The sequence below is a fragment of the Burkholderia sp. AU30280 genome, from assembly GCF_020420125.1.
Taxonomy (GTDB): Bacteria; Pseudomonadota; Gammaproteobacteria; order Burkholderiales; family Burkholderiaceae; genus Burkholderia.
Genome location: NZ_JAIZRY010000003.1, coordinates 179,361 through 197,894, shown reverse-complemented (window position 1 = coordinate 197,894; position 18,534 = coordinate 179,361). Strand labels below are relative to the sequence as shown.

The window sequence follows — 18,534 nt, the reverse complement described above, 5'->3', positions numbered from 1 at the left end:
CCATGCAACGTTCGATTACAAGGTGATGTTATGGCACTCGATTTGCACCTCGCTGGTTTTCTCGAATCCTTGGCCGGGTCCGGCGCGAAACCATTGCCGCAGTCAACGCCGGAAGAAGCGCGCGGACTGATGCTGCATCTGGCCCAGGCCGTTCGTGCGCCGGAGACCATTGTCGATCTCCACAGCGTGGAAGACCTGACCATCCCCGGCGCATCTGGATCGCTGCGGGCGCGGAGCTATCGTCCGAGCGCAGAGACCCGTCTGGCGACAGTCGTTTTTCTCCACGGCGGCGGGTTCGTCATTGGCGATCTGGACACCCACGACAACATTTGCCGGGAGCTGGCGCGCGGCGCGAACGCGGTGGTGGTCTCGGTGGACTACCGATTGGCTCCCGAACACCGGTTTCCGGCCGCGGCGGACGACGCGGTGGCTGCGACCAAATGGGTCATCGCAAACGCAGGCGAATTGGGCGGAAACGACGTCGTGGCGGTGGCCGGGGATAGCGCAGGCGGCAATCTTGCGGCCGTCGTGACCCAGCAATTGCATGCCGAGGGAATTTCGCTTGCGGCGCAGCTCCTGATCTATCCCGCGGTGGCACAGGACCGTTCAGGCTTTCCGTCCTTCAAGGAAAACGGTGAAGGCTATCTGCTCGACCTCGAGTCGATTGCGTGGTTTGAAGGGCATTACGTTCCCGACGGCACGAACCCGGAGGATTTGCGACTGGCGCCGATCCATGCGAAGGACTTCGCGGGGTTGCCGCCGGCCGTCATCGTGACCGCGGAATACGATCCCCTGCGCGACGAGGGCGAGGCATACGGTCGCCTGCTTCACGCAAGCGGAGTCAAGGTCGAGACGATTCGGTGTGATGGCATGCTGCACGGCTTCTACGACATGGGCGCGATCTCGCCAGGCGCTCAGGCATGGATCGAGAAGGGCGTCGCAAGCTTTCGAATGATCCTCGAGAGCGCGCAGCACCATTGACACGTTGGCGGTTGCGACTTGATCGTGCATTGCGCCATTTAGTGGCTGCATGCGGCCCGATGGACGATCTCCAACGTTGCCGATGCGGCCACGCGGTGCTGATGCATGACGGAACGAAGCCGATTGCGCAGCGGCTCGGTGGCGCTACGTGAGCGGTGGAATCGATACATCAGGAAGTTGCTTGCGAAGCGCTCAAGCACTATCCAGGACACAGACCCGTGAACAATTCATTCGATTATCTTGTTGTAGGCGGTGGCTCGGCCGGCAGTGTGCTGGCTTCGCGTTTGACCGAAGACCCCGACGCGACGCTGTGCCTGTTCGAGGCCGGCGGTACCGGCGACGGATGGCCAATCAACGTTCCGGCTGCCTTGGTGCTGATGATTCCGTCCCGGCTGAACAATTGGGCGTTCGAGACCGTGCCGCAGAAAGGGCTGCTGGGCCGGCGCGGCTATCAGCCGCGCGGCAAGGCATTGGGTGGATCGTCCGCGATCAATGCGATGGTGTATACGCGCGGCCATCATGCCGACTACGATGACTGGGCCGCGCTCGGCAACGAAGGCTGGGCCTGGAACGATGTCTTTCCCTATTTCAAGCGAAGCGAGCATAACGAGCGTCTGAGCAATGACTGGCACGGGCGCGATGGCCCGCTTTGGGTCAGCGATCTGAGGACGGACAATCCGTTTCAGGCGCGTTGGCTGGAGGCCGGACGGCAGTGCGGCCTGCCCGTCACTGACGATTTCAACGGTGCGGAGCAGGAAGGCGTCGGCATCTACCAGGTGACCCAGAAGGATGGCGAGCGTTGGAGTGCCGCACGTGCATATCTTTTTCCGCATATGAAGACGCGCGGGAATCTGACGGTGGAAACCAGTGCGCAGGTCAGACGCATTGTGTTCGACGGCAACAAGGCCGTCGGTGTCGAAGTCACGCGTGCGGGGAATGTCGAGACAGTTTGGGCGAAGAAAGAGGTGATCCTTTGCGCTGGCGCGTTTCAGTCGCCGCAGTTGCTCATGCTGTCGGGTGTCGGTCCGAAGGACGAGCTTCAGCGTCACGGAATCGAGGTCGTAGTCGATCTCCCGGGTGTCGGTCAGAACTTGCAGGACCACCCGGACTTCGTCGTCAGCTACAAGACGAATAGCCTCGATGCGCTCGGCGTATCGATACGCGGAGGGATCAAGACACTGGCCGACATCAGGCAATACCGCAAGTCGCGCAGCGGTACGCTGACAACCAATTTTGCCGAAGGCGGCGCCTTCCTGAAGACACGTCCCGATCTGGATCGGCCGGACGTCCAGATGCACTTTGTCGTGGGACCGGTCAGCGATCATGGCCGGAAGGTGCAGCTCGGACATGGTATTTCGTGTCACGTATGCGTGTTGAGGCCGAAAAGCCGGGGATCGGTGAAGCTGCGAAGCGCGGATCCGCTGGATGCGCCGCTGATCGACCCGGCCTTCCTCGAGCACGCGGACGATCTGGATGTCCTCGTCGAAGGATACAAGCTTACGCGACGGTTGATGGCGACTCCGGCGATGTCGGCGTTCGTGACGAAGGATCTGTACGCATCCCGATCGCGTACGGACGAAGACATACGCGCGCTGCTGCGCGAGCGGACCGACACTGTCTACCATCCGGTGGGAACGTGTCGGATGGGGAACGACGAGCTTGCCGTCGTCGACGCTCAATTGCGCGTACGGGGGACGGAAGGCCTGCGTGTCGTCGACGCGTCGATCATGCCGACGTTGGTGGGAGCAAATACCAACGCGCCGACGATCATGATTGGAGAGAAAGCCTCGGATCTGATTCGCGGGATCTCGAGATTCCCGGCTGGTGCCGATGTGAAAGCCGGGTTCGCGGTTTGACGTGTGTTTTCTCGCGCCGGCATTCGTCGGCGCGAACGCCGCGATCGTACACGGACGTTGAGGGAGCATCGTATGCGCTGCAACGTCCGCTGCAGGAAGGCCAATCAACGCGCCGCTAGCTGATCGCCCCCGGTTCCGTATCCGGTCCCGCGTGCATACCGGAATGGGTCAGTCATCAGCTTCTCTCCCTGAAGGGCGTCGGTATGCGCCGTGATGAGCATCGTCGCCAATGGGTCACGTCATGTCTGTGAACCTGGAATGCGATCCGAACATGTTCACACGTCGGCAAGACCGCGACTCTGAACTTCGATCATGCACTCCCTGATACTCATCGTGGATGACACGCCGGACATGTCGTCTATGCTCGACACTTGCCTGATCCGCAACGGGTTCCGAACATTTCAGACCGCGACGGCTCAACCGGTGCTCGCCGCACGACTGAACTTGAAACCCGACCTGGTCATTCTCGACGTGCGTCAACTACGTGCGGATACCCTCGAAATACTCGCCAACCTTCGAAGACAGTGCGATACCCCGGTCGTGGTCGTTTCGGAGTGTGATCTGGATCGGGAGTGGGTGCGAGCACTGCATGCCGGGGCTGATGACTACATTGTCAGACCCTTCAACCCGGAAGTGGTCGTCGTGCGATTGCTCGCAATTCTTCGGCGCTCATGCGCGTTCGCCCCGGCGCGCCGCCTGCGGGTTGGAATGCTCGGGATCGACACTGAACACCGTATCGCGTGCGTTCGGACATCCTTCGGTGTTGAGCCCATATCGGTGACACTCGCCGAATTCCGCCTGCTCGCTTACATGGCCAAGGTACCGAACCATGCGTTTACGCGCATCGAATTGCTCAACGCGTGCGTGACAGACGCGAGTGCGTCTACACGCACTATCGACGATCACATGAGCCGCCTGCGCAGAAAGCTGATGGACGCGGGGTATCGGACGTATTGGAGAGTGTGCGCGGCGTCGGCTATCGACTTCGAAAACCCTGCTACCAGGGGAGATGACGGCCAATCGTATCGACTGCGACGCAGCGGGCCGTGTTTCTCGATCACGGCCTGCCGCGCCACACGTACATCGAATCGTTACCGCGAGACGACTCCGTCGCGGGAGAAAATCAGCCATTTGTCGCCAGGCGAGGGTAGCGCGGCCGTATAACTCGTCCCGGTCTCGGTATGCAGGCGCTTGAATGTCTTTCCGTCATCGGTGCTTTGAGCCTGCAACCCGTCGATACCTACCGCCAATACCGTGGAGCCTCGGGACGCTAGCGCGGTAATGGAATTCCTGGTGTCGAGCGTCGCGCGTGTCCAGGTATGGCCGTTGTCCTCGCTTCGCATCAACGTGCCACGCAGCCCGCCGACCAGCAGCACACCGTTGGGCAGCGCCACGCCGCACCAGAACGAGCCCTTGTATCCGGTCTCCACGCTTTCCCACGTGTTGCCCTTGTCCCTGGAAATCAGGAGTTGCCCCTTCTCGGCCGGGGCAAAGATCTCGCCATTGCCGTTCGAGAAGAGGCCGAACAGATTCAGGTCCGACTTCTTGCCGTTCGGGAGAGCAGCTTCCCTTTTGGTCCAGGTCTTGCCGCCGTCATCGGTGACGAGGATGAGCGACCAGAGTCCGACGGCCACGCCGTGGTTGGCATCGATGAAGTGCACGCCGAACAGCGGGCGATCCTCGCTGGTCGCGAGTCGTTGAACCTCCCACGTCTCGCCGCCGTCGGTCGTCTTCAGGATCGCGCCCCAGTGGCCGACTGCCCACCCTGTCCTGGCGTCGATGAAACTGACGGACGTCAACGTCGAGCTCACGGGCACGGACTTGGCCTGGCGGTACGTCGCACCGCGGTTGTCGGACAGCAGGACGATGCCGTTCGCGCCGACACTCACGACCCGCTGGCCGGCCCAGGTGGCATCCAGCACGGCGGACTGGGTCGCGATGCTCGACTGGACGGCCGGAACGGGCCGGAGTTCCGATGCGGATACGGCGCTTGGCGTGCTGCCCAGCAGCGCGCCAAAGACGACGGCACCGGCCGACAGGGAGAAAACCTTGCGATACAGGGTCATGGAATCCTCTTTTTCTTCAATGGGCGAGCAGGCCGGGGGCACGGGCGGGCTTGCGCCGCGGGAAGACGCGCTCGAGCCAGACGGCGAAGGCAGGCAGAACCGTCATGGCCATGACCATGTTGACGATGAACATGAACGCCAGCAGCTTGCCCATGTCGGCCTGGAACTTGAGCTCGGAGAACGACCAGGTGGCGACGCCGATCGCGAGCGTGATCGCCGTAAAGATGGTGGCCGTCCCGATCTCGAGGATCGATTGTTCGAGCGCCTTGACGATGCCGACGCCGTTGGCGAGATGCAGTTGCAGCCGGTTGTAGATATAGAACGCATAGTCCACGCCGATGCCCACCGCCAGCACCATCACGGGCAACGTGGCGACGGTCAGGCCGATCTGCAGTTCCTTCATGAACCAATATCCGATGAACGTGCCGATCGTCAGCGGCAAGCAGCAGGCGAGGACCGCGCGCAGGTCGCGGTACGTGACGAGGACGAGCAGGACGATGGTCGTATAGACGTAAAGCATCATCGGCAATTCGCTGCGCTCGATTTCGTCGTTGACCGCAGCCAGCACGCCGGCGTTGCCGGAGGCGAGCCGGATCTTCACGCCCGGCAGCTTGTTCGTATCGCGGAAATGCTTCGCGGCGTTGATCACCTGGGTGATCGTGGTCGCCTTGTGGTCGGCCAGATAGATGTTCACCGCGGTCATGCTGCAGTCCTTGCGCATGACGCCGGGCGTGCGGGCCACCTCGCCGGCCAGCGATGAATAGTTGTCGGGATCGATGGGGATCGCGGACATCTTCGGATTGCCTTCGTTGTATCCCTCGTTGTACTGCCGCAGCAACGACGAGAACGAAACGACCGACAACACGCCGGGGACGGCACGCATCGACCACACGAAGCGATCCTGATACGCACCGATCTCCACGTTGTTGCACGACTGCGGCGGCGCTTCGAAGACGATGGAAATCCAGTCCAGGCCGACGTCGTAGCTCGACGCAATCGAAACCGAATCCTTGTTGAACCGGGCATCGGCACGAAGCTCGGGCGCACCGGCCTGCAGGGTGCCGACCACGCGGTCCCGGCTTTCCCAGGCCGCCACGCAGAACACCACGACGGCAGCCAGCAGGACGATCGCTGCATTGCGCGGAATGGCGACTTTTGCGAGCACGCGGAGCACGCGGCCACGACGAACGGCATGCCGTTCCGCATTCTTTGCGTAATTGCCGTCGACCTTGAGCAACGACGCTGCCAGCGGAAGCATCACCAGATTCGTGACGATCTTGTACGCCACGCCGAGCGAAGCAGTGATCGCAAGCTCGCGCACCATCGGGATCGGAATCAGGATCAGCGTGACGAAGGACACGAAAGCGGTCACCAGGGCGAGCGTGCCTGGAATCAGCAGCCCGCTGAAGCTCGATCGAGCGGCTTGCTCCACCGACTTCCCGTGGGAGATTTCGCGTACGATGAAATTGATCTGCTGGACGCCGTGCGAAACGCCGATCGCGAACACCAGGAACGGCACCAGCACGCCCAACGGGTCGAGCCCGTAGCCGAGGAGATGCAGCGTGCCGAACTGCCAGACGAGCGAAACCAGCGAGCAGGTCAGCGGCAGGATCGTCAGGCGAACGGATCGGCAGTACCAGTAGACGGCCAACGCGGTCAGGAGCAGCGCGATCGCGCAGAACTTCAGGACGGACGACGCGCCGTTTGCAATATCACCAATCTGCTTCGCGAAACCGATGATCTGGATTTCATAGTTCGAATCCTCGAACTTGGCGCGCAATTGCGATTCGAGCGCCTGATCGAATGCCACATAGTCGACCCGCTCGCCTTTGGCATCCAGCTCGTTGAGATCGGCGGTGACCATCGCGCTGCTCTGGTCGCGCGACACGAGGCTGCCGACGAAGCCGCCCTGGGCAGTCGAGCGCGAAATGGCGCCGACCGTGTTGCTGTCGAGCTGATCGGGCGTCACGGTGCCGGGAATGAGCGGGTCTGCGCGGAATCCGTCTTCGGTGATCTCGTTGACGAATGAATTTGGAGTCCAGAGGGATTGAACGCTGCTGCGAGACACGTTCGGCAGGAAGGTGACCGCCTGGGTGACTTCGTACAGGCGCTTCAACGCTGCCGGCGTCCAGATGCTGCCCTTGCGGGCTTTGACGACGACGATCAGGCGGTTGGCGCCGAGCAGGTCACCGCGATACTCGTTGAACGTCTGGGTATACTCGTGGCCCAGCGGAAGCTGCTTCTCGAACCCGGCATCCATGCGCAGCTTGACCGCGAAGCAGGCCATGACGACGGTGAAGAGAACCAGGAGCCCCAGCACGAGACGCCTGTGACCGAACAGCGCATTTTCCAGCGAATGAAGAATTCTTAGCAGCTTGCTGGGTCGGGCTGCGTCGGAAACAGGCGTTTGATTCATATTGACCTCAGAAATTTCGAGAAGCGACGATTGCCACGAAGTCCCTGTCACGTAGCGGGTTGGCCAGCGGGTTGGTCGGGCCCATGAAGCGGGTGTAGTTCAATCCGACCTGCCAGTTCGCCGGGTTCTGTATGAAGTTCACATACAGGTTCATGGCCGTCACGCCGCGCATGAACTGGGCATTCACGTTCGGCGTATTGCCGAAGAGGCCGTATCGGACGAATATCCCCGGATTGACCTGCCACCCGGGGATGACGGTGCCGTCGTAAACCCAGTTGAAATCGACGTCGATCCCGCCGGAGTATTTCGTTCCCTGGGCACTACCCGGCGTGTTGAGTGCGCCGGTCGCGAACAAGTCGTTGAATTCGTTCCCCCACAGAAGCGCGCCAGGCGAAATCGGCGACCCGCCGTAGCTCTTGTGAAGCCCCGGATACGCAATGATCACCGTCTCTGTCGTCAGCGTGGCGGTCTGGGCGCCGAGCAGCTTGAGGAATGCGCCGGAATTGCCCGGCTGGAGCGAGTAGAGGGAAGTCAGATGCCACTGGAATCGCTTCTCGTCGACCCAGCAGTTTCCACCTTGCGCGACGCATCCGCTAGCCGGATTCAGGGGAACGGCGTCTCGCGGGCGGTACGAGAGCTCGGTGCCGATCGCCCAGTCGCCAACGGGGAAGTTGGCGCTGACACCGATCATGTGACGGTCTTCCGGGAATTTGAGGACCGTCCCGCCCGTTGAACTCAGCGAGACTTCCGGGAACTTGTCGTGGTACGCGATCGTGTAGAAACCGAGATTCAGATCCGTTCCCGCGGGCTGGTAGCGAATGGAAAAACCGTACTGCCCGCCGTTTTTCGGATGGACGGTCGCGACGCCATACGCGTTGTTGCCGGGCCCGACGATCTGATTGGACCAATAGCTGCCAACCGGCGGAAGGTAATTCTGGTTCCAGTTGCTCTGGAAGTACCCTTCGACGTTCACGCCGTGACCCACGCCAGATGCGACACTCACGATCGGCGCGGGCAGGATGATCTCCTTGACCTGCGCCCCGGGCTGGGACGCGCGATTCACGTCGATCGCATTCGTCGCATTGATCCCACCGATTTCCCAGATACTTTCGCCCCAGCTGACGACCTGATTACCCACACGGATGCGTGCAATCTGGTCGCCTATGTTGAACTGCTTGCTGACCCACAGGTCGAGCAAGCGTGGCTTGAAGCGGATGTTTTTCTCGGCGTCGGACGGGAGCCCGCCGCTCAGGTTCGGCGAAGGGTTATAGAAAAGGTCCTGTCCGCTGGTTGCACCAGTGGTGTGGGTGCCGGAGTAGTCGTATTGCCAGGTGCCACGTGCCATGAACGTGAGCCCCTGTGACGGCATCTTCAGGAGCAACTCGTGGTTGCCCTTGAGATAGCTCGTGAAAGGATCTCCCTTGCCGTAGTTGATGTCGCCCTGATCGGAGAGGCCGCTCAACTGACCGAGTCGGCCGCCACCTGTCTGCGCACCGGTGGCCACGTTGTAGGTCGGCGATACGAGATTGCTGCTCGGCGACGCGGTTCGAATGCCGACGCCCGCCGATATCGTCGAATCGAAACTGCCTTCGACGTTCCCGATCGTGAACGTGAAGGCGTGCGCGCTGCCGCACCCGACGGCGACAAGCGCCGCGATCGCCGCGCGCACGAACACCACGCTGGAGCGGGGCTGTAATGAGGAGGTGGTAGCCATTTTGTTTCGGCCCGTGTCAACGCTCGCTCAACGCGCGGAGATTATCGGCGTTGTAGAAGCTCGGCTTGTAGTGTTGGTCCGCCGACGAGTCGACCGACCACTTCGCGTCCCGTCCGGCCGCAAGCATCGAACCGTCCACGAGGTACCGGCCGTCGACGAGGTTGTATTGAGCGAATGCGAGCGTGTCGCAGCTCCCCGTCTCGTACACCGGAATGATGTAACCCTCGCGAACCTTCGAGATGTTGCCCTGCGCGTCGTAGTCCACCGCGCCGAGGTAGCTCCAGCTGTCTTCGTCGACATAGAAGAGGCGCTTCGGAGCGGTATGGCGCATCCCCTGCTTGACCGTGGCTTCCACGACCCACACGCGGTGGAGTTCGTAGCGACGCTTCGACGGGTTGACGAAGTCGGGGCCGTAGGCATCTTCAAATTTGTCCGAGAAGTCGTACATGCCCAGGTCGTTATAGGTAACGATCATTTCCTTCTTGCCGAGCAGCTTCCACGAGAATCGGTCCGTCTGTCCGGAGAAGACCAGCGCTTCATCCATGTTGTACTGGTTGTCGAAGCCGATCTGGGGTGCATCGTAGGCGTACGACGGCATGCGACGGGTGCGGCGCTGCCCCGGGAAGTAGTAGAAGACTTCGGTCGGCTTGCCGGCATAAGTGGTAAAGATCGCGGCCTGGCCGGCAATGGCCGCCGGCGACTTGTACGCGTAGTAGGCGTTGCCTTCGACCTGGTTGACCTTCGCGAACGTCGTGCCGGCCTTGTCACCCCAGGGCTGGTAGATCCACGCGTCGGACACGTTCTTGATCCAGTCGGACGCGCCCTTGCGCGGGGAGACGACGGTGATGATGTCGCGCATCTCGACGCCGGCGCCGCGGTAGTGCACCTTCGCGTTCCACATCACTTCCGCGCCGGTCTTGGGCGCAGGGAACGGGTAGCCGGGCAGGTGAGCATCGGCGAGCTCCGATCCGTCCGCGGTCATCTTGGCGAAACCCACGTTGTTCTTCGTGTTCTCTGCGACGAAATCGGGGACGCCGCACGTGCGCCGGGACGGATAGACCGGCATCGTGAAGCCCTTCAGGTTCTTCAACAGCGCAATCTGGCCAGGATTGAGCTTGTCCGCGTACTTGTCGACATTGCTGGCATCGATCGTGTACAGCGGCTTGTCGGACTTGTACTTGAAGAAGTCGGCGCGGCGCTTGCCGTAAGTCCAGCCCGAACCTACGTTTCCAACAGGTGCCCATGCGGGAATCCCGTTTACGGTGCCGGCGACCTCCGCCCCGGACGGTGTATGAGACGAGTCCAAACCTTCGGCAAACGTGCTGGTCAAAGTCATCGCGACCGCGGAAGCGAGAAGTGACGATTTCGCTGCCGATCGTACGAGCGAAGGGTATTTCTTGAAAGAAGGCATCTTGACCACATCAATCTCCTTGACCTTGACCAGGTAACGTGAATCCGCCCAAAGGGTTGGGTATAAGCGAACGCATGCGAACGAATGATCGTCGCCTCAATTAATTCGTAATGCGAAGTTTATAAACTGCGTTTTACTGTAATTTGCGTGAATCAACTGCCCCGTTCATCATTGTTGCGTTGATGATCGGGTCGTCCGGCACACCTGATGGCGTGCCGGACTGTGCGTACTACATGCAGCCGACCGTCACTCACAGAAGCCGGATGCGGTCTTGCGGTTTGTTCGGCAGGAGCGGCTCTTTACGCGTGCCGCCTACGAATGGCTTGGCTTAAGCCGGGATCGACGAGAAGTATTCGGCCGGCTGCGCGTGCCATCCTGCCCAACGCTTTTCCCAATACAGGTTGTGAATCTTCTCGGAGATCGGGCCGGGGCCGTTGCGATTGCCGAGCGGCTGATCGTCGACGGAGCTGATGGGCATGATCCCGCCTGCCGACGACGACGTGAATGCTTCATCGGCTTCGCGCAACTGGGTCGCGGTGTATTTGCCGATGTTCACCTTGAGGCCGAGCTCGGCGGCGATGTCGAACACACTTTGACGCGTAATACCCAACAGGCAGCCTTCAGCGGGCGTGTAGAGCTCCCCGTTCTTGACGAAAAAGACATTCGCGCCGGCTGCTTCGGTGAGGTTGTCGTCCTCGTCGACGAGAATCGCCCAGTCATTTTTCCGTTCGGCGGCTTCGAAGAGTGCGAGCTTCATGTCCATCCAGTGGAAGTTCTTGGCCGTGGGATCGACAGCTTTTGCGGAGATGCGGTTGTACCGTTTGCTGATCAACAGGTTCGATCCTCGCGTGCGGACTTCGTCATCCGACTGGAAGAAGAACGGCACGGCAAATGCGAACATGGCGTTCTTCATCGCGCTGCGGTCGCGGCGGTCGACACTCAGAGGGCCGCGGGTGACGCACCACCAGACGTACGCGTCCTTCAGTCCGGCGTTTCGCACGAGGTTGTGGAGAATCTCCTTAACCTGGTCGCGATTGAACGGATTCTCGAGGAAGAACTTCGCCGACGATTCCTCCATGCGGGTGAGGTGATCATCGAGACGGAAGAAATTGCCTCGCGAGACGGTGACGACATCGTAGGCGGCGTCGGCGTGCAGGAATCCGGCGTCGACGAGCGGGACGGTCGCTTCGGTGATGGGGACATAGTTTCCGTCGCAGAAAGCACTGCCATCTTCGTAGCGGGGTTCATGCGGAGCGCGAGCATGCAACGGGTTCTCATGCATGATCTGCTGTACTTGGATGATTGCCATGGTAATTACCTTTCGCTCCCGGGGGAGAGTTGCCGTTCGGTGTTGATGTCAGAAAGCGACCGGATCGCGGTGCGCTACTTTGCGGATTGCTTACTTCTTGGCCATCCGGCAGAAAGTCTGCCATATGACTTGATCAATTGACCGTGTAGTAGAAAGTATTGCTCGAAAAATTCCATGTCGATGAAGGTTAACCCTCTGTGATGTTCGCCAAAGACTCGCTCGCCGAGCAGATCTGAGCTCACCGTTCGGCCAGCAAGCCACGCCGGTCCGCCCGGAAAAGGTGACTTCGGTGCGTTGCCCGTTTCGCCGGGAAGCCCCGTGGCGTCTCGTCATCACTGCCGTCAGGCCGCAGTTTCCGTAGACCTTGACGCGGCCGCATTGTGGTCCGTTCCTTCGAGCGTCTTACTTTGTCTCGCTCATGGCAATGCTGATTATTACGTAGTCGTGTGACTTGGACAAATGATCAAAAAAGACGCTAGTATGGATCGTCCAGGGCGATTTCGATGACTGATGACGTGCCCCGAGACCAACTGACATGGAGCGAGCTGATGCCGATTTTTGAAACAGATCATCTCCGCCGGGCGTTCATCGGCGGGCGATGGGTGGAGCCGGTGAACGGTGGCATTGAACAGGGAATTGTCGATCCGGCGACGGGGGAGGGCTCCGGAGTCTTGCTGTTCTCCGACGAGGCGGATGTGGACCTTGCGGCGAAGGCGGCGAGCAATGCCTTCGCAACGTTCTCGAACACGCCGCTGGTCGAGCGGCTCAAAATACTCGAGGCCGTGATCGCCGTATACACCGAGCGGTTGCAGGATATGGCGGACGCCATCACGCTCGAGATGGGTGCCCCGATGGAAGCAATTTCCCGTCCGCTCCAGGCGGCGCTGGGACTCTGGCACCTTCACACGACGCTGGAAGTCGCCAAGCAATACCCGTTCGAGCGAATCCAGGGCACATCGCGGATCGTGAAGGAGCCAGTGGGGGTTTGCGGGTTGATTACCCCGTGGAACTGGCCGATGAACCAGGTCATGTGCAAGGTCGCACCGGCGTTGGTGACGGGTTGCACGATTGTGTTGAAGCCCAGTCAGAATGCACCCTATTCGGCCATCGTTCTCGCCGAGATCCTCGAACAGGCAGGCGTGCCGCCGGGTGTATTCAATCTCGTACAGGGCTCGGGGCAACGCCTGGGGCGGGCGATCGCTTCCAGTCCTCTCTTCGACATGGTGTCGCTGACGGGGTCGACGAGCGCTGGCGTGGAGGTTGCCCAGGCCGCGGCAACGACGATCAAGCGGGTGACGCTGGAGCTCGGGGGGAAATCGGCGAACATCATTCTGGACAGCGAAAACTTTCAACAGGCCGTGACGCACGGCGTGCTGCAGATGATGGTCAATTCCGGTCAGACATGTACCGCGCCGTCGCGAATGCTGGTTCCGGCGCATCGCCTCGAGGAGGCGGAAAAAATTGCCGCGGCCGCATGCGCGCAGGTCGTCGTCGGCGATCCGCGCGATCCGCGCACGACGATGGGCCCGATGGCGAACCAGCGCCAGCATCGGAAGGTGCAGGAGATGATCCAGGCGGGAATCGACGAGGGCGCGCTGCTCCTGTCGGGCGGACTCGGCAGTCCTCCTGGGCTCGAAAGAGGTTACTACGTCAAGCCGACAGTCTTCAGCCGCGTGAACAATCAGATGAGGATTGCGACGGAGGAGATTTTCGGTCCGGTACTGGTGATCATTCCCTATCGGGATGAGTCCGACGCTGTTGCCATTGCCAACGACTCGCCGTACGGTTTGTCGGGATACGTCTATGGAGAATCGATCGAGCAGGCAGAACGGGTTGCAAGAAAATTGCGGACCGGGATGGTGCATTTGAACGGTGCCGCAGCCGATATCGCAGCGCCGTTCGGCGGTTACAAGCAGTCAGGAAATGGGCGCGAATGGGGCTACGCCGGCATCGAGGAATTCCTCGAGACGAAGTCCATGTTCGGTGCGACCCCGGGTGCGGTCAGCTGAGTGGAATCGACGACGGGCGCTCATCTCGGGTGGGCGCCCCGCTGTCAGCCGTCGTCCGTCGACGGAGCGGCGACGATATCACGGCGTGCGTTCAAGCGCTATGTGGCGCGGGTCGGCATCGCATCGGCCCTGTCAGGTCGTTGGCTTTCGGCACAACGTGGCATTGCGTCGATTCTCAAGCGTGTGTGGTTGAGTTCGAGATCGAATCGGCAAACGCCTCCAACGCCGAACTCGCACTATCCAGGTTGGCCTCGAGCTCGACGAGGTCGGTTTCGTTTTGCCAGCTATTCAGCAAACCATCAATCAGGATAATGCTCATTCGTGCGACAGGCTCGAGCATGTCATTGCTGACTTTTGGCACATGCTTGCCGAAGTAAGCGATCGTTCGCTCGACAGTCTGAATGTAGGTTTTCAACGCGAAATCCGGACGATGACGCTCTGCCCACTGGATCAGCTCGGACTGCGCGCGGGCGTACGACGGATTCCGTACAAGCCATTCGACAGTCTCGCGCAACTGCCATCCGGCGAGTTCGCCCAGCGAGTGAAATTCACCATGAGCTGGAATGTCCGTTGCGAGAAGATCGAACAGGGATTCGTAAACTGCGTCGAACAGATCGTCCTTGGTCCGAAATACATAGTGGAGCGACGCGAGAGGACAGCATGCGGCTTGCGCGATGCGTCTCGTCGTGGCGCCAGCGACGCCATGCGCGGCGATGACTTCCACGGCGGCGTCAACAAAATCCTGTCGCCGCATCGCAGCGCGAACTCGTGTCATTGGTAAACTCCGGTACCCGAAAATCCTCGTTCGTTCACGTCTCGCGGGCGTGTAGCTTTCATTCGTGATACATGGTCAAGTGACCACAATGGTCGTGAATTATGTCGGCTTCTTGAAAGTTTGTCCATGGAAGGGCTGGCCAATGATTCCCCGGATGTCCCGCTTGCTCGATCGAGTCATGGACGACAAAGATGTTCGATTGACTTGGTCATTTGACCTTTATGAAAATTAAGCAGCCGAAGATTTGCTGTCGATGGAGGTAAACCCGTGAGGACGAGGGGCGTGACGTCGGCCCAGAAGCAGTCTGGTGAGTCGCGCTTGCATGGGAATTGAACTGGAATGCCGGAAGTGGCGCCGGTGGATTCTCTGAGGTGCTGATTATCGCGTCGCGCTTGTTGCGGAAGGGGCGAGCGTCATGTTTCCGTAACGGGCGTTCGAGCAGGGTGTGCGCACCGAGTAGCGCCGCACGCGACGAAGCCATCAGCGTGATGCGTTGCGAGCCGAGCAGGCATTCGCAAAGAGGTGATGCGAACCTCGCCGCGGCGAGGTCTATGCAATTGGTGTCTAGAGGGCAGAAACTGCTTACGGCTTCCGTTCTGATTTGCGAGCGGTCTTCGCTGGCGGACGAGCGTCCGAGAGCGTTGCCGCATAGGCGGCCAGCATCTTGCTCGCATGGTCGACGTCAGCCGCCAGGCGTTTCGAGTCTTCCTGAGCAAACCAGGAAAAAAGTAACCCGTCCACCAGGACAACAGTCAGCCGCGCGACGGCATCCAACGCCTTGGCACTGGGACGTGGCTCGGCGGAGGAAAGGTAGCCACGCGCGCCTTCCAGCGAGATACGAAGGGCCCCCACGGCCACTTCGGGCTGATGTCGCAGTGCCCATGTATAGAGTTCCGACTGGGTCTTTGCGTATGCCGGGTTTGCTTCGAACCAGGCCATCACCGAGCGCAGATTGAATTCCGCGAGGTCAGACAGGGTGCCATGCTCGGGTGCTTCCGGGCTATCTGTGCGGATCAAGTCGATCAAGGACTCATAGACCGCGAACAACAGTTCGTCCTTCGAGTGAAAGACGTAGTGCAGCGAAGCAAGCGGGCAACCCGCAGCTTCGGCGATGCGACGGGTCGTGGCGCCCTTTACACCGTGCTCTGCAATAACCGCGACAGTCGCCGCTACGAGGTCCTGGCGGCGGACTTCAGCCCGTACTCTCTGCATAGGCCAGTGCTCCGTTTGATGTCTTCGTCCAAAGGTGCTACCCGCGCCGGGTAGTCGAATCGCTGGATATTAGCATGACGATGAGCGCTATTCCGGAAGCCTCGTAAGGCATTGCTGCGCACGGATGCGATGTGTCTGGCGCTGCGTGGGAAACGTGACGCCCAGGCGCATGCTCGATGTGATCTTGGTGCGGCATGCCGGGGAGCGGGGCAGTACACCACACGGCAATCGATCGGCACGCGATTCCGTCCCGGGGATGCACAGCTGCGAGCCGGCGTCGATACAGATGCAGGTCACGCGTTGGGGGCAGGCGTGATCGTGTGAGTCCGGGGCGGCGCTTTCATGTCGCGGCTAGTGGAAACCCCGTATTCCAAATGTCAATTCGGCGCATAAGACTCGTGCCTGTAGATACATGGTCATTTGATCAAGTCAGTCACTCGGCACCGCTAGCGTGGCTTGAGTCGTTACGTGGTGCGACGAGTTCCCTGCTCCGGTGCATGTGTGCCGCTGCAGGGTGCGCAAACTGCAACGCTGGGACCGCGAGCACATCAATACTCGGTATGTGTTTTGCTTTATGGGCATACGACCAAGTCGTATGACTGTATCGGTCGACGTGAATGATGATTGTCTTGCTGCAACGCGGTAGACGACACGATAGGGTGTACGAATGAGCAACTTGATTGCTGTCTTGGGTTTGGGCGAGATGGGATCCGCGATCGCCATCTCCCTGATTGAGCATGGCGAGAAAGTCGTCGTCTGGAACAGGACGTCAGGAAAGGCTCACCGTGTGTCCGAGCTCGGCGCCCGAGTGGCCGACAGTGTGACGGATGCCTGTGCGCAGGCGGATGTCATCGTCGTCGTGACCGCAACGCCGATCGACGTTGCGAGTGATTTCGAGAAACTGGGCGAAGGGTTGCAAGGAAAAACGATCGTCAATCTGGCAACGGGGCGCCCATCCGAAGTCCAGACGCTGGATCAGCTGGTGAGTCGCGTCGGTGCGAAATTCATCAGCGGGACCATCCAGTGCTTTCCGCCTGATATCGGCAGCGAAAGCGCGACCATCCTCTTTGGCGCCGAGATGAATGTCTGGAACGAAGTCGAACTCTTGGTGAGAAAGATCGCGCCGCAATCCGTCTACATTGGCGCACGCCCCGATGTACCGAACGTGCTCGATGCAGGGTTGACGGGAACCTTCGTGTTTGGTGCTGGCGCAGCGTTCCTGGAAGGTCTCCGGTTCGTCGTGAATTCGGGCATGTCGATCGACGAGATTCGTGACTTGATTCCTACCTACATCGCCGGTCAGGCGCACTTTATCGAAGGTCTGTTCGAATCCGTGGCGGCTTCCGACTATCAACCTCGGGGCGCGAACCTGGACGTGTACGCGCGAGCAGTCGCGCTGTTCCAGCAGGCGCAGGAGGACGCGGGGCTGCCGCCGCGAATCCTGAAGGCGTTACGCGAGCGAATCCTGTCATCCATTGCGGAAGGCGATGGTGACCGCGGATACGCTGCTCTTTTCAATCATTGACAACTTGTTGGAGGAAACACCATGTCGTTGCAACGCCTTTCAAGTGATAGCAGTCCTGAAGACCTGGCGAATGCGGTTCGCCAGGATGGCGGTGCGATCGTCAAGAACTTTGTCGGTTCCGACCTGCTCGCACGTATCCAGCGTACGCTTTTCGACACGCTCGAATCTGCTCCGAACGGAGTAGACGAATACTTCGCGGGTACACAGACGCGGCGAGTTTCGCGGCTCTTCGCACGTACCGACTGGATGGCCGAGGTCGCTTTGCATCCGCTCTACCTGGGCGCCGCGCGTAGCATTCTGCAGACGCCGATCAAGATCTGGAGCGGCGAAAACCAGGTCGATATTGCACCGGATATTCAGGTGGGCGTGACGCAGGCCATTCAGATTCGACCGGGTCAAGGCCTGCAGCCCTTGCATCGCGACGATTCTGTCTGGCTCTGGCGACACCCGAACTACGGTCGCGAAGCCCGGTTCCAGGTCATGGTGGCGGTATCGGACTTCACCGAGGAAAACGGCGCCACACTCGTCATTCCCGGCAGTCACAAGTGGGACGACGAGCGCATGCCCAAGCAGGAGGAAGCGGTTTCCGCGGTGATGTCCGCCGGCGATGCCCTTTTCTTCATCGGCTCGACCTATCACGGCGGCGGGAAGAACGTCAGCGATGCGCCGAGAACCGGCCTGACGATGTCATATGACCTGGCGATCCTTCGTCAGGAAGAAAACCAATACCTCACGTTGCCGATTGAACGGGTGAAGCGCTTTCCGGAGGAACTGCAGCGATTGCTCGGCTGGACCTATGGCACCACGTTTGCCGGCTTCGTCGAGCGTAACGGGCAAATGTCGGACCCGAACGATCTGCTGAAAATGAAGGATTTCCTCGAGGTCGGGCATTTCGATTGACGGACGTGATGGGCGTTGGAATTACCGCACTTTTTCCCGTAGAAATTGGGCGGTCCCCATCGCAGAAGGCATCGTCGTTGGTCGGCATCATGTGCGAGTGGGCCGACGCGATGCGCGTATGTGGAGCGAAATCGGGCTTCAGTGCAAGCGGATCGTGGCTTAAAACGTGCTGGAGCTGCCGGTCATGCGCATTCAGGATGCGGCATCGTGGGCACGTCCTGCTACCTGTTGCCCCGTAGATATCGAGTTCGACCCGTTTCGAGAATCACCTCGGCCGTCGATATGAGGGCCGGCGAAGCGCGAACGAGCTCGATATCGCGATTTATCGGTTGGTTGAAGACATCTTCGAAACAGTCCACG

At 60.3% G+C, this 18,534-nt stretch carries 13 protein-coding genes; 6 read left to right on the top strand and 7 right to left on the bottom strand.

The window, feature by feature from the left end; translation table 11 throughout:
* The first annotated feature begins 30 nt into the window (after positions 1–30).
* From LGN17_RS08400 to LGN17_RS08390, 3 genes are all read left to right on the top strand, one after another.
* Complete coding sequence (locus tag LGN17_RS08400) at positions 31–981, top strand: alpha/beta hydrolase (RefSeq protein ID WP_226195871.1); 951 nt, start codon at positions 31–33, stop codon at positions 979–981.
* A gap of 218 nt (positions 982–1,199) precedes the next feature.
* A complete protein-coding gene (locus LGN17_RS08395) occupies positions 1,200–2,837 on the top strand; it encodes a GMC family oxidoreductase (protein ID WP_226195870.1) in 1,638 nt (545 codons plus the stop codon).
* Between the two features lie 312 nt (positions 2,838–3,149).
* Complete coding sequence (locus LGN17_RS08390) at positions 3,150–4,001, top strand: response regulator transcription factor (protein ID WP_226195869.1); 852 nt, start codon at positions 3,150–3,152, stop codon at positions 3,999–4,001.
* Here LGN17_RS08390 and LGN17_RS08385 read toward each other — a convergent pair.
* The 5 genes from LGN17_RS08385 to LGN17_RS08365 all read right to left on the bottom strand — a co-directional run bounded on the left by LGN17_RS08385 (position 3,929) and on the right by LGN17_RS08365 (position 11,753).
* Positions 3,929–4,903: a WD40/YVTN/BNR-like repeat-containing protein gene (locus LGN17_RS08385; protein WP_226195868.1), complete on the bottom strand. Its 975-nt coding sequence runs from the start codon at positions 4,901–4,903 to the stop codon at positions 3,929–3,931. The genes LGN17_RS08390 and LGN17_RS08385 overlap by 73 nt on opposite strands.
* 16 nt (positions 4,904–4,919) lie before the next feature.
* The gene (locus LGN17_RS08380) at positions 4,920–7,319 is read right to left on the bottom strand and encodes an efflux RND transporter permease subunit (RefSeq protein ID WP_226195867.1); all 2,400 of its coding nucleotides are present in this window, start codon (positions 7,317–7,319) and stop codon (positions 4,920–4,922) included.
* Between the two features lie 7 nt (positions 7,320–7,326).
* Positions 7,327–9,033, bottom strand: a complete 1,707-nt coding sequence (locus LGN17_RS08375; protein ID WP_226195866.1) for a DUF1302 domain-containing protein — start codon at positions 9,031–9,033, stop codon at positions 7,327–7,329.
* A 16-nt stretch (positions 9,034–9,049) separates the two neighbouring features.
* On the bottom strand, positions 9,050–10,444 hold the full coding sequence (locus tag LGN17_RS08370) for a DUF1329 domain-containing protein (protein ID WP_226196448.1): 1,395 nt from the start codon (positions 10,442–10,444) through the stop codon (positions 9,050–9,052).
* A gap of 328 nt (positions 10,445–10,772) precedes the next feature.
* Positions 10,773–11,753: an aminotransferase class IV gene (locus tag LGN17_RS08365; RefSeq protein WP_226195865.1), complete on the bottom strand. Its 981-nt coding sequence runs from the start codon at positions 11,751–11,753 to the stop codon at positions 10,773–10,775.
* A 548-nt stretch (positions 11,754–12,301) separates the two neighbouring features.
* Here LGN17_RS08365 and LGN17_RS08360 point away from each other — a divergent pair.
* Entirely contained in the window at positions 12,302–13,762 is a 1,461-nt protein-coding gene (locus LGN17_RS08360; protein WP_226196447.1) for an aldehyde dehydrogenase family protein, read from the top strand.
* Positions 13,763–13,937: 175 nt separating this feature from the next.
* Here the strand turns inward: LGN17_RS08360 and LGN17_RS08355 are convergent, their stop codons facing one another.
* Together LGN17_RS08355 and LGN17_RS08350 are read right to left on the bottom strand one after the other, a co-directional pair.
* On the bottom strand, positions 13,938–14,537 hold the full coding sequence (locus tag LGN17_RS08355) for a TetR/AcrR family transcriptional regulator (RefSeq protein ID WP_226195864.1): 600 nt from the start codon (positions 14,535–14,537) through the stop codon (positions 13,938–13,940).
* Positions 14,538–15,119: 582 nt separating this feature from the next.
* Positions 15,120–15,749, bottom strand: a complete 630-nt coding sequence (locus LGN17_RS08350) for a TetR/AcrR family transcriptional regulator (RefSeq protein WP_226195863.1) — start codon at positions 15,747–15,749, stop codon at positions 15,120–15,122.
* 667 nt (positions 15,750–16,416) lie between these two features.
* Here LGN17_RS08350 and LGN17_RS08345 point away from each other — a divergent pair.
* Entirely contained in the window at positions 16,417–17,274 is an 858-nt protein-coding gene (locus LGN17_RS08345) for an NAD(P)-dependent oxidoreductase (protein WP_226195862.1), read from the top strand.
* Positions 17,275–17,295: 21 nt separating this feature from the next.
* A complete protein-coding gene (locus LGN17_RS08340; protein WP_006498951.1) occupies positions 17,296–18,174 on the top strand; it encodes a phytanoyl-CoA dioxygenase family protein in 879 nt (292 codons plus the stop codon).
* Positions 18,175–18,534 lie beyond the last annotated feature (360 nt).

Coding starts and splice junctions, on each gene's coding strand:
- LGN17_RS08400 (WP_226195871.1), top strand. CDS start 31: ATGGCACTCGATTTGCACCTCGCTGGTTTTCTCGAATCCTTGGCCGGG.
- LGN17_RS08390 (WP_226195869.1), top strand. CDS start 3,150: ATGCACTCCCTGATACTCATCGTGGATGACACGCCGGACATGTCGTCT.
- LGN17_RS08385 (WP_226195868.1), bottom strand. CDS start 4,903: ATGACCCTGTATCGCAAGGTTTTCTCCCTGTCGGCCGGTGCCGTCGTC.
- LGN17_RS08380 (WP_226195867.1), bottom strand. CDS start 7,319: ATGAATCAAACGCCTGTTTCCGACGCAGCCCGACCCAGCAAGCTGCTA.
- LGN17_RS08375 (WP_226195866.1), bottom strand. CDS start 9,033: ATGGCTACCACCTCCTCATTACAGCCCCGCTCCAGCGTGGTGTTCGTG.
- LGN17_RS08370 (WP_226196448.1), bottom strand. CDS start 10,444: ATGCCTTCTTTCAAGAAATACCCTTCGCTCGTACGATCGGCAGCGAAA.
- LGN17_RS08365 (WP_226195865.1), bottom strand. CDS start 11,753: ATGGCAATCATCCAAGTACAGCAGATCATGCATGAGAACCCGTTGCAT.
- LGN17_RS08360 (WP_226196447.1), top strand. CDS start 12,302: ATGCCGATTTTTGAAACAGATCATCTCCGCCGGGCGTTCATCGGCGGG.
- LGN17_RS08355 (WP_226195864.1), bottom strand. CDS start 14,537: ATGACACGAGTTCGCGCTGCGATGCGGCGACAGGATTTTGTTGACGCC.
- LGN17_RS08350 (WP_226195863.1), bottom strand. CDS start 15,749: ATGCAGAGAGTACGGGCTGAAGTCCGCCGCCAGGACCTCGTAGCGGCG.
- LGN17_RS08345 (WP_226195862.1), top strand. CDS start 16,417: ATGAGCAACTTGATTGCTGTCTTGGGTTTGGGCGAGATGGGATCCGCG.
- LGN17_RS08340 (WP_006498951.1), top strand. CDS start 17,296: ATGTCGTTGCAACGCCTTTCAAGTGATAGCAGTCCTGAAGACCTGGCG.